This window comes from Chryseobacterium aurantiacum, from assembly GCF_003020585.1.
In the GTDB taxonomy this organism is placed as follows: domain Bacteria; phylum Bacteroidota; class Bacteroidia; order Flavobacteriales; family Weeksellaceae; genus Chryseobacterium; species Chryseobacterium aurantiacum.
On record NZ_PXUE01000001.1, the window covers coordinates 93758 to 107901 of the forward strand.

Consider the following 14144-nt stretch of genomic DNA (forward strand, 5'->3'; position numbering starts at 1 on the left):
TTTGATGAAAACTTTAAAAACCCGATCGTGATTTTGATAAATTCATACAAAGTTTGTACCTAATTTTAAAAATAAATAATAAATTTTTGTTTTTATTGTGTAATTATACTTAAATGATGTTAAAGTCAATGCATTAAAGTTGTGGTAAGCAAGGATGGCTAATAGTTTATTTTCGGTTACTGATTTTAATTTTAGTAATAAAAAAACTCACACTTTTCGGTGTGAGTTTAGAGATTTATGTAAATGATTTACTTACTTTTTTTATAGAAATTTACTCCACATTCAAGGAATTTCTTAAAGTCCTCTTTTGGCATGTACCCGGAAACCGGAGTGTTAATTACTTTTCCGTCAGGAGTTATTAAAACATAGTGAGGCTGAGAGTTATTATTAAAGTTAACCTGTTGGAATAAGCTCCATCTGTCACCAATTGTTTTTACCTTTTTGATTTGCCCCTCTCCAATGTCAATCTTTGTTTTTTGATCCTCAGGAAGTTCTTCTTTATCATCTACATATAAAGAAGCTACAACCACATCATTTTGTAGAACTGGTAAAATATCCGGCTCGCTCCATACAAACTCTTCCATTTTTCTACAGTTTTCACAACCATAGCCGGTGAAGTCAATCAGGATAGGTTTATTTTCCTTTTTAGCAATTTCAATAGCCTTGAAAAAGTCATGTTCCGGATGCATTCCTAAAATTCCGTCTTTTTCATCATGGAAGTAGCTTACATTCAATGGAGGTAAGATTCCGCTTAACATCTGAAGTTTTGGACGGTCAGACGGAATTAATCCCTGGATCAGGTAAATCACAAATCCGATTCCTAATGCTCCTAATATTTTTCTTGTAATGGAAATTTTAGGCTTTTTATCATCATGTGGGAATTTGATTAACCCAAATAAATATAGAGCTAATCCTAAAGCAATGATAATCCATATGGCGATGAAAAGTTCTCTTTTTAAGAAGAAAGTTTTAGATACCAAATCTGCCTTAGATAAGAATTTTAAAGCTAAAGCTAATTCTACGAAACCTAAAACCACTTTTACCGTATTCATCCATCCTCCTGATTTTGGAAGACTTTGTAAAGCTTGCGGGAATAAAGCCAATAGTCCGAAAACAATAGCCCATGCTAATCCAAATCCTGCCAAGGCAAATGTTAGCAACATTGGAACATTGGATGATCCTGTTACTGCACTTCCCAATAAGCTTCCCAAAATAGGGCCTGTACAAGAGAAAGAAACAATAACCAGTGTCAATGCCATAAAGAAAATACCGATAATCCCTCCAGCCTCTTCAGCTCTTGATGATTTATTGGCAATTGAACTAGGTAATGTGATATCATAATACCCGAAGAAACTTCCGGCAAAGAATATAAATATGATAAAGAAAGCAATGTTCAGCCATACACTGGTTGAAATCTCATTGAAGATATTTCCTGCAATTCCATCAATGATATGGAATGGAATACTCAATAAAACAAAAATAAGAAGAATGAAAAACCCATAGATGATAGCATCTCTTTTACCTTTTGCCTTGTTCTTGCTTCCCTTAGTGAAAAATGATACAGTTAGAGGAATCATTGGGAATACACATGGTGTTAATAAAGCAATTAGCCCTCCAATGAAGCCAAGAAATAAATAAGTCCAATAATTTTCCTCTACCTTGGTCGTAGCCGTTCCACAATCCGTTAATGGATTTTTGAAGTCCAATGTTTCAATTTTTAATTGCTTTGGATCTAATTTTGAAGCCTCAGTAATGGTTACATCTGCTTTTGTTGGACTTTCAGTAACGGTTTCTAAAGTTTTTACAGAATCTTTTGCTGCTGTTACTTCTTCAGTTACAGCCTCTTCAGTTGCACCTTTAGGGGTGACTTTCTGATTGAATTCTAATGTATTTGGCGCAAGGCACACCCTGTCATCACAAGTTTGATAGGTGATTTCAGAAGTGACATCTGCTGGTTTTGTAGGATCTTTTAGCTTGAATTTTTGCTTGAACCCAGCTGAATTGGAGTAATAAACAATGGTTCCGCCAAAAGCCTCAGAAAACTCCTCATGCTTTTTACCAACCTCTGTAAACTTTCCTATAAGTTCAATGTTTTTCCCCGAAACCTTATACTCAGTCGGGATTCCTGTATCTTCAGGAAGATCCTTGGAATAGATATGCCAGCCGCTTTCCATTGTAGCATTCAGGACCGCTTCATACTGGTTATTGCCCAGGTCATTGACTGTGAATTTAAACTTTACAGGATTCTTAATCTGTGCATTGATTCCTGTTGCTAAAAATAGTAGAATTAATAAAAACCAATTTCTAAATTTCATTTTTCGTTTCATTAAAAATTTTGAGAATACATTTTGTTTTCTCATCCTTTGCATATCTTCTATCCTGTCTGAAAGGTAATACTCCAAGTACGGAATTGTTACTGTCAGTCAGTATCCAAATTTTTTGCCTCGCTAAAATAGATAATTTTTCGTCCCTAAAAAACTTAGAAACTTTCTTTTTCCCTGAAAAACCTGTCGGGAAAAATTCATCACCATCCTGCTGTTTTCTTAAATGCAGCGGGAAGTGAAGTTTTTCAGCATCAAAGCTCCATTCAAAATCCTTATCGATTCCATCAATGTCTTCAATAGAATTACGGAGGTTAATGTCAGTCTGGTTTTCTGAAAAATCAAAATAATCAATCAGTAAAGTTTCATTTTTTATTTCCTGTTCGTTGTTTTTATCAATAAAGATCAATTCATTTCTATTGACAATCAACTGATATTCTTTAGAAAAAAAAGAACTGTTGTTTTCTGCCTTGAAAATCTTAGGAATTTCTTCTTCCTGATTGAACCCGTATTTTTTTAAAATTTCAAACTTGACAAAATTGCTTTCCTGATCCAGCTTTTCCTTTGATAGTATTTTATGCTCTTGGTTAAATACCGTTAGCTTATTTTCTATTTCCTGAATCTGTTTTTGAACAAAATCATGAGCTTGATTCAGATAAAAAGAACTTTTTTTGAAGTTTTCCAGAAAATGATCATTAGTCTCCTCTAGTTTGGGAACGATTTCATTTCTAATTTTATTTCTTAGATAGTCACTTTTTTTATTGGACAAATCTTCCCGGAACTCAATATTATTTTGTTCAGCAAACTGATAAATTTCCTGTTTTGAAAAATTTAAAAGTGGACGGAGGATATTATTTGAGTGGGAGGGAATTCCGCTCAAACCTTTCATTCCTGCAGCTTTTGAAAGGTTAATAATGAATGTCTCCAGTTGGTCGTTCAAATGATGTGCTGTAACAAGAAATTCCAGTTTTTCCTTTTGCTGAATTTCCCTGAAAAATGCATAGCGAAGTTCTCTTGCCCAAAGCTGGATAGAATTTTCCGGTTTTTGATCTTTTCCCGAAACTTCATACAGATGGAATTTAATATGATTTTTCTCACAAAAACGCTGTACCACATTTTGATCAAGATCTGAATCTTTTCCGCGAAGTTTATAATTGATGTGAGCAATCTGAAATGAATGCTCTTCTCCTGGTATATTATCTCTCAAATCCTGAAATAAAGAGGCAAGAACCATAGAATCGGCTCCTCCGCTCACAGCCAAAAGATAGGTGTGATTTTCAGGTTTGTTAACAAGATTTTCTAATTGATTTTTAAAGCTTAATTTTTTCAACATATATGTTGAGAATTTCTTTTATGCAAAGATAAACCATATAATTCAATTGAATTTTCCTAACTTTGAGTAGTCTAAAAATGATTACTTATGAAGATTTTTAAAGTTTTAGCGGTTTCTGCAATGGCGTTGGCAATGACCTCTTGTGTGAGCAAGAAACAATATGATGCCTTGAGCAGCAACTATAAGCAGTGTATTGAAAATATCGGAGAAAGACAGAGAGAAATTCAGGATCTAAAATCCCAAAACTCTGCATTGACAGGTGAAAACAATTTGTTGAAAAGCCAACATGATGCTTTAAAATCATCATTGGATGCATGTCTTTCAAATACAGGAAAAAGTTCTGCAAATATTGATAAGCTGGTAGGAGAAATTAATGCTTCTAATACTTATATCAAGCAGTTGATTTCAAGTAATGCTAAAAATGACAGTTTGAACCTAGCGTTGTCTAACAAACTGAAGAGATCTTTGGATAATGTATCAGATGAAGATGTACAGGTGAAAGTATTGAAAGGAGTAGTAATGATCTCCCTTTCAGATAAAATGCTATACAAAACAGGAGATTATAACATTTTGCCTGCAGCTCAGGAAGTGTTAGGTAAGGTTGCGAAAGTTATCAATGATTACGATAAATATTCAGTATTAATTGAGGGTAATACAGATAATGCTGCATTAAATTCTCCAAACCTGCCAAGAGACAACTGGGATCTTTCTGCATTGAGAGGTACCTCTGTTGCTAAAGTTCTTCAGACTCAGTTTGGTGTAGATCCGGCGAGAATTACAGCAGGAGGACGTTCTGAGTACAATCCGAAAGCTACCAATATGAGTGTTTCCGGTAGATCTGAAAATAGAAGAACAGAAATCATCATTATGCCTAAGCTGGATGAGTTTATGAAACTAATGGATATTGCTCCAAAGAAATAAGCAAAACTTAATACAAAAAAAATCCCGAAGTAATTCGGGATTTTTTTTTAATCAAATTAATTCTTCTTTTTTTAAAAGAGAAATAATTCGCTGTAAAAATGAATTGGATATTTCAGTCTTGGTTTTTTTTGCAGAAGACCTCGTATTACCTTTCGGTGATACGTTTTTTTGATTCCCATGGTTAGTTTGTTTCTCTCCTGCAATCATTTTGTTTCTCTTAGTGTTTTTACCCCTTTGTTCTCTGTGCAAACTTATAACTAATACCACAGAAAAAACATCCGTATTTTCACGGTATTTTACATGGGGGTTTTCCCAAAAATGGGTAGAGCTGCTAATAGTTTTTTTAATTCTAATTCTTTGGTTTATAAAATAATGTGTATATTTAATTCTCCTTAAAAGGAAATAATATAAAGAGGTATCCGAAAATCTTATAGAGTAGGAAAGCTAAACCAACAAATTATTACTATGAAAAATCTACAAAAACTTTCAAGAGAAAAAATGAAAAATGTACAAGGTTCTCAAGACAACGACTATTGTAATCCTCAGATTATTTGTCAAAGAACTAGTGACTGCTGTCCAGGATGGGTATGTGGAGGAAAAGGAGAGTATTGCATTGCTTATTAATGATTAAATAGGTATATATAAGAGAAGAGAGATTGATTTCTCTCTTTTTTTGTGTCAATATGTTATTCAAAAAGAAGTTTTAAAATTCTTAAATTTGTTTAAATTAAAATTGTATGAGTTTTTTTGAAGAAAAGAATCCTGAAATAGATAGGTATTTGGAATCACATGCTTCTGCGGAATCTGAAATTCTGAAAAAGCTGAGAAGAGAAACTTATCAGAAGACGACACAGCCACATATGATCTCCGGATATCAACAGGGAAGATTACTGACAATTATTTCACAAATGTTGCAGCCTAAAAATGTTCTTGAAATAGGAACGTTTACAGGATATGCTACCTTGTGCCTCGCTTCAGGGTTGGCAAAGGATGGTAAAATCACAACATTGGATGTAAATGAAGATCTGGCTTACCTTCCAAAAAAATATTTTGAATCCAGCGAATATGTTAATCAGATTGATTTTAAACTTCAGGACGCCAAAGAATTTTTAAAAGAAACAGATGAAGTCTTTGATTTAATTTTTGTAGATGCTGACAAAGAAAATTATGCAGACTATTTCAGATTAATAAAACCTCATACAAAATCAGGATCAGTAGTGATGTTCGATAATGTTTTATGGTATGGAAAAGTTCTGGAAGAAAATCCAAAGCTGAAATCTACACAGTCCATCCAGGAGTTGAATGATTTAGCCGCAAAAGACGATGATTTTGAAAATCTTATTCTACCTTTGCGTGATGGAGTAAACTTTCTTCGTAGGAAGTAACTAAATAGTAAAGGAATAAATATTCAAGGGGTATATCCTATGGTATTTTAATCTTTTAATTATTCAATCTTTTAATTTAGAGTTAATGAATAAAGGAATTTGTATTGTTACAGTAGCGCCGGTTCGTGCAGAAGGTTCTGATAAGGCAGAAATTGTTACTGAAATGTTGTTTGGAGAAAGCGCGGATATTCTGGAGGTAAATAAAAACTGGACCAGAATAAAAATGCATTATGATGGCTATGAAGGATGGATGGATACCAAACAGCTAAAACCTGTAACAGATGAAGAACTGGCCAATAGAAAAGTAACTGTAGTTACGGAGGACTTTTCTTCTGTGCTGATGAATGACGGAAAAACGTTGCTTTCAATGGGTTCTGAAGTAGAATTTCCCGTTGTGGCTTCAAGAAGAAGTCATGATGTAAGAGAAAGCATTGCTCTGGCCTCAAAAGAATTTCTTAATGTTCCTTATTTGTGGGGAGGTAAAAGTTTTTTTGCAGTAGACTGTTCCGGATTTACACAACTTATCTATAAAATTCATAATATTAAACTTCCTAGAGATGCTTCCCAGCAAGCTGAGGTAGGAGAAGCACTTACCTTTGTAGAAGAAACCCAGCCAGGTGATCTTGCATTCTTTGAAAATGCTGATGGGAAGATTATCCACGTAGGAATTATGTTGGAAAATCAAAAGATTATTCATGCATCAGGAAAAGTAAGAATCGATACTTTGGATTCTACAGGAATTTTCAATAAAGAAATGAATAAGCATACCCATAAACTGAGGGTTCTTAAAAGTGTTATTTAAAAAGTACACCCCCAAAGTCTAACGACTAAATCAATCAAAAATTGAACTTACTTTATAATATATTCATCAGTCTTCTCATTTTTGGAATGAAAGTTTTTTCATGGTTTAATGATAAAACTAAAAAAGGCGTTGAGGGAAGAAGAGAATCTTTGAATAAAGTGAAATCTGTATTTTCAAAAACAGATAAAGTAATTTGGATGCACGCAGCAAGTCTGGGTGAGTATGAACAAGGACTTCCTGTTTTAGAAAAGCTTAAAGAGCAATTTTCTGATCATAAAATTCTGGTCACTTTCTTTTCCCCGTCAGGGTACGAGAATGTTATTAAAAAGAAACATATTGCAGATGTAATTTGCTATCTGCCTTTTGATAAAAAGAGTGCTGTAAGAGAGTTTGTGTCACAGTTTGATGTTAAACTATTTTTTACGGTTAAGTATGATTATTGGTATAATTTGCTTGCAGAACTTAAAAATAGAGATGCAAAGGTTTATGTAATTTCTGCATTGTTTTATGAAAGACAGTCTTTTTTTACCTCCTATGGAAAGTGGTTTGTGAAACAGCTTCAGAAGAATGTAGATTGGTTTTTTCACCAGACTCAGTTTTCCCTTGCTTTGGCTAAGAGTGTTGGGTTAATGAAGTCTTCTGTAACCGGAGATACAAGGTTTGATAGGGTAAAACAACTTAGGCTGCGAGATAACCATGTTGATCATGTTTCAGAGTTTATAGGAGGACATAGGAGTATTGTTTTTGGAAGCTCCTGGCAGGCCGAGGAGAAAATTGCAGAAATGATCTCCCGTAAAAATAATACCGTAAAAATAATCATTGCACCTCATGATTTGAAAAGGGTAGGGCACTTGAAAAACATGTTTACGGATGCACTGCTGTATAGTGAGATCCAAAGTTCAAACCTTTCAACGTTCAGTTCTCAACTGCTGATCATAGACAGTATAGGTTTGTTGTCAAAACTGTATTCCTATGCAGATGTGGCTGTTGTTGGGGGAGGTTTTCATGATGCAGGATTACATAATATCCTGGAAGCAGCAACATTTGGGGTTCCTGTAATCTTTGGGAATCATTATAAAAAGAATCCTGAGGCAGACGATCTTATTTCCATGAATGGAGGAAAGTCCTTTGCAGACGAGCAAACCGCCGCAGAATTCGTTTTATTTCTTGCCAATGAAGAGAATGAAGAAGAACTTGAAGAAATGTCCCAGAATGCAAGGAATTTCGTTGATGAAAAGCCTAATTCCACAGAAATGATTCTGCAGAAAATTCTATCTTAAAAATCCCTGACTTTTTATCTCTTTCATTGTTTGCTCAATATTTTCAGGAATGTTATCGCACTCCAGCCAGTTAATATCCAGCCCGTTATTGATGCATAATTTTTGGAGATAATGGTTTTCTGATATTTTGGATTGAGTATCTCGCAGAAACTCATCAATTTCCATCCAATAATCTTCATCCAGTTTCTTAATTAATATCAAGGATTTAAATACTTTATTGATGATGTAGATGTACAGTTTGTAAACATTGTCAAACCTCTGTCTGCTTAGCTCATTATTATAATCCAGAATCTTATTAATCATAAGTAGATTAATAGAAACTTCCCCAAACTTGTCGGTTGTTATTTTGACATGTTCAGTAATTTCAGCACTTATTTTTCGGATGATGGTGAGGAAATATTTGGCATTGCCAATATATTTTGAAGATAAAAGAATTTTTTCCTCCACATCTTCTTCCATGGTACTCCTCTTATCATCGGTGGTAGCCGGATCAATAAGCTCGAAGTACAATTTTTTAGACAGCAATTTATCTTTTCTCAGTAATCTGAAGATAAGCTTATCCTTTTCGGTGCTGGAAAAAGCACTTAAAGCTGCCTTAAACTCTTTTGAATACTCCATTAGTTGAAAATTTTCGAATATTTTAGAAATCCATTTATAGCCCAGTTAGCTGTATAATACAATGATTTTAGCGTGGAGAATCCCATAAAATCTTTATAGACAAGATATTGATCCTTAATGATGTTTTTTTTATTTCTGGAAACACTGTTCTCACGCATTCTGTATTTTGCCATGGTTTTATTAATGGGCATTCCTTCAGGGATTACCTTTAGCAGGTTTAGCCACATTACATGATCTTCACGTTTACTTTTAACAGGGAATAAAAACTTTCCAACTCTTTTGGTGTCATACATTGTGGAAACAGGGGCCAGTCGGCATGTCTTTAGAAGATTGGAAAATGTAACTACTTTGTCTGCAAGAAAATCTTTCAGAATAGGCTGAAGCTGCTCATTACACCTTGAGTAGTTGCAGTACACAAGTTCTGCATGATGTTCCTGCATATAATCCGTCATGGTCTCAATGTATTCGGGATACCAATAATCATCAGAGTCTAAAAATGCAATATATCTGCCTTTAGCTCTTTCAAGGCTATTGTTTCTTGCATTTCCGGCACCACCGTTTTTCTCCAAAACTTGAAGCTTTATTCTGGGGTCATTATATTTTCGGATAATTTCAACTGTATTATCCTTGGAAAGGTCGTCAGTGATGAGCCATTCCCAATTTTCATAGGTTTGGCTTAGGACAGACTGTATGGTTTCCTCGATAAATTCAGCAGAATTGTAGCAGGGAGTGATAATGGAGACAAGGTCTTTCATTTATGCTTTTAAATATCTTCCAAAATTATAAAAATCTTTTTTCATAAAGATGCCATGAGGCAATTCCGACTCCAATTACTACCAGCATGCAGACAAATCCCATCAAGAAAGGATTATAATTGGCAAAAAGCCCCAGCGTGGCAAATACCCTGATGATAGGGAAGTGGAAGATATAAATTCCGTAGGTGAAGTCTCCGTACTTCCCGAAATTATTTAAGAATTTGAATGAATAAGCAATGTATATTACGATAACACCGATCATCATTGGAGAAAAAAGTTGAATTTTTAAGTATAAATCAATCCACACAGTAGCGATAGCAATGATGAAAATTATATTTTTATGTTTGATGAATTTATCAAAATTAAAATAAATTAGCATTCCGGGGATAAAATAGGATAATGTTCCGGGAAGCTGCTTGGCAAGTGAAATTTTATTTAAAGATTCAAAATAGTTTAGATAAATAAGAGATAGAAAGTATAAAATAACCAAACTTATATTTCTGTATTTATTATTCTTTCCGAACAGCAAAAACAACAAAGGAACCGCAAAATAGTAACACATTTCTATTTTCAGCGTCCATAGGGCACCATTTACTGCTTGATTTCCAAAAACCCCGGGAAGCCAAGGTGCTTTAAAATTTAAAAATAATGAATTCCAAAAAAGGTATTTGTAAACTTGTGTATTACTGAAATATTCGGTGAAAGAATATGTACTTACCAAACTTAATAAAATCGCACATAAAAAAATAACCAATAAGTAAGCGGGAACAATTCTTTTGACTCTCTTTTTTAAATAGCTTTTCAGGCTTGAAGACCTGTCATAGCTCCTTGCAATAAGAAATCCGCTCACTGCAAAAAAACCGAAAACGGCAATTTCTATAGGACTATGCTCAAAAATCTTGAGATCAGGAGATGCACTAAGGGTGCCAAGATGTCCAAGAAAGACAATAAAGGCGAGCAGAACGCGTATAAAGTCAAAATTGTTTTTCGTTATATCTTGCATTTTTTTTCTTTGACTACAAAAATAACTTTTTTAATAAAACATAGGGATTTTCGGATGTTCAATATTTGTTAAATAAAGGGAATATGGCCTCTGACTGTTCTAAAATATATATAAATAAAGGTCGATAAAATAATTTTTCACAAAAAATAGTAATATAAATCAAAAAAATTATAATTTTAGCCCTTGAAAAAATTAATCTATGAAGAAATTAGCACTACTATTTTCAGGCTTATCATTACTGGTAGCCTCCGGATGTTCTACTAGTAACGATTATGTTGAAGAAGCTCCACTTATTGGGTTTTGGCAGCCGTTAAAAGAGGTGGTTACTACTGTAGAGGTAGGCGAACAACCAATTTCGGATGTGATTACCTATACAGACTGTCAGAAAGAGTCCAGATGGTGGTTCAGTAGTGAAGTAAAAGGAAAGAGAATTGACGTGAAAGATCCTGTTACACCAGGATTGTGTGATATTCAGCCTGATGCCAACTTTACCTATACCTATGATAATAGCAGTAAGAATATGCAGATGAAATATCAGGGCATAGTAGCTCCTGTTAACGCAAAAGTGGTAACTCTTAGCGAAACAACCCTCAACCTGGCTGTAAGAGAAGAGACAGAAGATCCGGCTGTGTTTAAAACAAGAACCTATACTTTCAAGAGAGTAAATCCTCAACATTAATAAGTGTACTTCAAGATATAAAACAGGTCTCATCTTCGGATGAGACTTTTTTGTTGAGCAGAGAATTATAATTCATCATAAATTAAATTTTTATTTCTTTTAAAATCATTAATTTTGTGAATCTTGTAAAAAAGAGAAAATCTAAATATTTAAAGTCTAACATATAACATATATATAAAGTGTTTTACGATCATCAGCAGATAGAAAAAAAGTGGCAGAAATATTGGGAGGACAATCAAACCTATAAAACCTCCAATAATACAGATAAACCTAAATTTTATGTACTCGATATGTTCCCGTATCCATCAGGGGCAGGACTTCACGTAGGTCACCCGCTTGGATACATTGCATCGGATATCTACGCAAGGTACAAAAGACATCAGGGGTTTAACGTTCTCCACCCGATAGGGTATGATAGCTTCGGGCTTCCTGCTGAGCAGTATGCAATCCAGACAGGACAGCATCCGGCAATTACTACAGAGCAAAATATCAACAGATACGAAGAACAATTAAGAAAAATTGGATTTTCATTTGACTGGAGCAGAGAAGTAAGAACTTCAGACGCATCTTATTATAAGTGGACGCAGTGGATCTTTATAGAACTGTATCATTCCTGGTATAATAAAAATACAGACAAAGCAGAATCCATCAATACCCTGATCAAACATTTTGAAGAAAAAGGAACAGAGGGATTAAATGCCAATCAAAATGACGAGTTAAGCTTTACCGCAGAAGAGTGGGCTGGTGCTTCTGATATTGATAAAGAAGATATCTTATTAAATTATCGTCTTTCTTACAGAGCGGAGACTACCGTAAACTGGTGCCCGGCATTAGGGACTGTTTTAGCGAACGATGAGATAAAAGACGGAAAATCCGAAAGAGGAGGATTCCCTGTATTCCAAAAGAAAATGATGCAGTGGAGCATGAGAATCTCTGCATACTCTGAAAGATTATTACAAGGGCTTTCCACACTAGACTGGCCACAACCCTTGAAAGATGCCCAGGAATACTGGATTGGGAAATCTCAGGGAGCCCAGGTTCAGTTCAAAGTAGAAAGTCACGAGGAAATCGTTGAGGTTTTCACTACAAGACCTGATACTATTTTCGGAGCAACATTCATGGTTTTGGCTCCGGAAAATCCTTTGGTAGAAACAATTACTACAGATGCTCAAAAAGTAGAAGTAGATACCTATATTGAAGAAACTTCCAAGAAAACGGAAAGAGATAGAATGTCTGACGTGAAAAACGTGAGTGGAGCTTTCACCGGAAGTTATGCAATCAATCCTTTCAGTGGAGCAAAAATGCCTATCTATATTTCAGACTACGTATTGATGGGATATGGAACCGGAGCGGTAATGGCTGTTCCTGCACATGATGAACGTGATCACAGATTTGCAAAGAAATTTAATCTTGAAATTAAAAAAGTAATTGAAACTGAAGAAGACGTTCAGGAGAAAGTTTTTGATTCCAAAGATTCCGTATGTATAAACTCTGAATTCTTAAACGGATTACATTATAACGATGCGAAGTCAAAAATGATTTCAGAAATCGAAACCAAAGGAATTGGCCACGGAACAACTAATTATAGACAACGTGATGCTATTTTCTCAAGACAACGTTATTGGGGAGAACCAGTTCCTATATATTATAAGGAAGGAATGCCTTACACATTACCGGCATCTGCATTACCGCTGGAACTTCCTGAAGTTGAAAAATATTTACCAACAGAAGATGGAGATCCACCACTAGGAAATGCAAAAGAATTTGCCTGGGATGAGGTGAACCAGAAAGTAGTTTCTACAGATTTAATAGATGATCAAACTATTTTCCCGCTAGAATTATCTACAATGCCTGGCTGGGCTGGAAGCTCATGGTATTTCCTTAGATATATGGATCCTCATAATGAAGGAGAATTCTTCGCAAAAGAACTTTCAGATTATTGGGGACAGGTAGATCTTTACATTGGAGGTAGTGAACATGCAACAGGTCACTTATTATATTCCCGTTTCTGGAACATGTTCTTAAAAGATAGAGGATACATTAACCACGATGAGCCTTTCCAAAAATTGATCAACCAAGGGATGATCTTAGGAATGAGTGCATTTGTATACAGAATTGACGGAACCAACCAATATGTTTCTAAAAACTTAGCCGGTAATTATCAGACTCAGCAGATTCACGTAGACGTATCCTTATTAAAAGGAGCATCAGATGAATTAGACACAGAAGCATTCAAGGCCTGGAGACCAGATTATGCAAATGCAGAATTTATCTTGGAAGATGGAAAATACATCACAGACCGTGAGGTAGAAAAAATGTCCAAGTCTAAATATAATGTAGTAAACCCGGATGATATTTGTGAAGAATACGGAGCAGACGGATTAAGACTATATGAAATGTTCCTGGGACCATTGGAGCAATCCAAGCCTTGGAATACACAAGGTCTGAGTGGAGTATATAGTTTCCTTAAAAAATTCTGGAACCTACATTTCAATGGAGATACATTTGAAGTTTCTGAAGAAGAACCTACAAAGGCAGAATATAAAGTATTGCATACCTTAATAAAGAAGGTAGTTTATGATATAGAAAACTTCTCATTCAATACCTCTGTATCTTCATTCATGATTGCTGTAAACGAGCTTCAGAAAATAAAATGCAACAAACGCAATATTTTAGAACCACTTGCCGTTATCATCTCTCCATATGCTCCCCACATTTGTGAAGAACTATGGAGTTTATTAGGTCACGATACTTCAATAGAATTTGAACAATTCCCTACATTAAATGAGGATTATCTGGTTGAGGATGAAATTGAATATCCGGTAAGCGTAAATGGTAAAATGAAGTTCAAAATTTCGCTTTCAGCACAATTATCTGCGAAGGAAGTCGAAGATTTGGTGATTTCAAATGAGAAAATGCAACAGATTTTGGAAGGTAAAACCCCTAAAAAAATCATTGTTGTCCCTCACCGTATTGTGAATATCGTAATTTAAAAAAAAATTAACATTGGGAAATTAAAAAAAATGGGTGTCTTATTTTTATGATTT

The 14144-nt window shown here is 34.7% G+C and carries 12 protein-coding genes; 7 read left to right on the forward strand and 5 right to left on the reverse strand.

What is annotated here, in order from left to right; translation table 11 throughout:
* Positions 1 to 248 precede the first annotated feature (248 nt).
* Positions 249 to 2315: a protein-disulfide reductase DsbD family protein gene (locus C7D53_RS00390; RefSeq protein WP_106915528.1), complete on the reverse strand. Its 2067-nt coding sequence runs from the start codon at positions 2313 to 2315 to the stop codon at positions 249 to 251.
* On the reverse strand, positions 2305 to 3654 hold the full coding sequence (tilS, locus tag C7D53_RS00395) for a tRNA lysidine(34) synthetase TilS (RefSeq protein ID WP_106914462.1): 1350 nt from the start codon (positions 3652 to 3654) through the stop codon (positions 2305 to 2307). Before tilS ends, C7D53_RS00390 begins: the two co-directional genes overlap by 11 nt.
* Positions 3655 to 3741: 87 nt before the next feature.
* On the opposite strand from tilS, the gene C7D53_RS00400 reads away from it, so the two are divergent.
* The 5 genes from C7D53_RS00400 (at position 3742) to C7D53_RS00425 (ending at position 8042) form a co-directional block, all read left to right on the forward strand.
* Positions 3742 to 4575, forward strand: a complete 834-nt coding sequence (locus C7D53_RS00400) for an OmpA family protein (protein ID WP_106914463.1) — start codon at positions 3742 to 3744, stop codon at positions 4573 to 4575.
* Positions 4576 to 5040: 465 nt separating this feature from the next.
* Entirely contained in the window at positions 5041 to 5199 is a 159-nt protein-coding gene (locus C7D53_RS21225) for a CCPGW family putative bacteriocin (protein ID WP_106914465.1), read from the forward strand.
* 113 nt (positions 5200 to 5312) lie between these two features.
* Positions 5313 to 5960 carry an O-methyltransferase gene (locus C7D53_RS00415; RefSeq protein ID WP_106914466.1) on the forward strand — a complete coding sequence of 216 codons (648 nt, stop codon included), beginning with the start codon at positions 5313 to 5315 and terminating at the stop codon, positions 5958 to 5960.
* An 85-nt stretch (positions 5961 to 6045) separates the two neighbouring features.
* Positions 6046 to 6762, forward strand: a complete 717-nt coding sequence (locus tag C7D53_RS00420) for a C40 family peptidase (RefSeq protein WP_106914467.1) — start codon at positions 6046 to 6048, stop codon at positions 6760 to 6762.
* A gap of 41 nt (positions 6763 to 6803) precedes the next feature.
* Entirely contained in the window at positions 6804 to 8042 is a 1239-nt protein-coding gene (locus C7D53_RS00425) for a 3-deoxy-D-manno-octulosonic acid transferase (RefSeq protein ID WP_106914468.1), read from the forward strand.
* On the opposite strand, the gene C7D53_RS00430 is transcribed toward C7D53_RS00425, so the two are convergent.
* The 3 genes from C7D53_RS00430 to C7D53_RS00440 are packed head-to-tail and all read right to left on the reverse strand — an operon-like array spanning position 8034 to position 10418.
* The gene (locus C7D53_RS00430; RefSeq protein WP_106914469.1) at positions 8034 to 8660 is read right to left on the reverse strand and encodes a calponin homology domain-containing protein; all 627 of its coding nucleotides are present in this window, start codon (positions 8658 to 8660) and stop codon (positions 8034 to 8036) included. The two genes, C7D53_RS00425 and C7D53_RS00430, sit on opposite strands and share 9 nt — an antisense overlap.
* Positions 8660 to 9415 carry a glycosyltransferase family 2 protein gene (locus tag C7D53_RS00435; protein WP_106914470.1) on the reverse strand — a complete coding sequence of 252 codons (756 nt, stop codon included), beginning with the start codon at positions 9413 to 9415 and terminating at the stop codon, positions 8660 to 8662. Before C7D53_RS00435 ends, C7D53_RS00430 begins: the two co-directional genes overlap by 1 nt.
* A gap of 25 nt (positions 9416 to 9440) precedes the next feature.
* A complete protein-coding gene (locus C7D53_RS00440) occupies positions 9441 to 10418 on the reverse strand; it encodes an acyltransferase family protein (protein WP_106914471.1) in 978 nt (325 codons plus the stop codon).
* Between the two features lie 199 nt (positions 10419 to 10617).
* Here C7D53_RS00440 and C7D53_RS00445 point away from each other — a divergent pair, with 199 nt between their 5' ends.
* A complete protein-coding gene (locus C7D53_RS00445) occupies positions 10618 to 11097 on the forward strand; it encodes a lipocalin family protein (protein ID WP_106914472.1) in 480 nt (159 codons plus the stop codon).
* 179 nt (positions 11098 to 11276) lie between these two features.
* The gene (leuS, locus tag C7D53_RS00450; protein WP_106914473.1) at positions 11277 to 14090 is read left to right on the forward strand and encodes a leucine--tRNA ligase; all 2814 of its coding nucleotides are present in this window, start codon (positions 11277 to 11279) and stop codon (positions 14088 to 14090) included.
* Positions 14091 to 14144 lie beyond the last annotated feature (54 nt).

Bases quoted from the DNA above. Each gene is read 5' to 3' on its own strand.
- C7D53_RS00440 (WP_106914471.1), bottom strand. From the start codon at position 10,418: ATGCAAGATATAACGAAAAACAATTTTGACTTTATACGCGTTCTGCTC.
- tilS (WP_106914462.1), bottom strand. From the start codon at position 3,654: ATGTTGAAAAAATTAAGCTTTAAAAATCAATTAGAAAATCTTGTTAAC.
- C7D53_RS21225 (WP_106914465.1), top strand. From the start codon at position 5,041: ATGAAAAATCTACAAAAACTTTCAAGAGAAAAAATGAAAAATGTACAA.
- C7D53_RS00430 (WP_106914469.1), bottom strand. From the start codon at position 8,660: ATGGAGTATTCAAAAGAGTTTAAGGCAGCTTTAAGTGCTTTTTCCAGC.
- C7D53_RS00400 (WP_106914463.1), top strand. From the start codon at position 3,742: ATGAAGATTTTTAAAGTTTTAGCGGTTTCTGCAATGGCGTTGGCAATG.
- C7D53_RS00415 (WP_106914466.1), top strand. From the start codon at position 5,313: ATGAGTTTTTTTGAAGAAAAGAATCCTGAAATAGATAGGTATTTGGAA.
- C7D53_RS00420 (WP_106914467.1), top strand. From the start codon at position 6,046: ATGAATAAAGGAATTTGTATTGTTACAGTAGCGCCGGTTCGTGCAGAA.
- C7D53_RS00435 (WP_106914470.1), bottom strand. From the start codon at position 9,415: ATGAAAGACCTTGTCTCCATTATCACTCCCTGCTACAATTCTGCTGAA.
- C7D53_RS00445 (WP_106914472.1), top strand. From the start codon at position 10,618: ATGAAGAAATTAGCACTACTATTTTCAGGCTTATCATTACTGGTAGCC.
- C7D53_RS00390 (WP_106915528.1), bottom strand. From the start codon at position 2,315: ATGAAATTTAGAAATTGGTTTTTATTAATTCTACTATTTTTAGCAACA.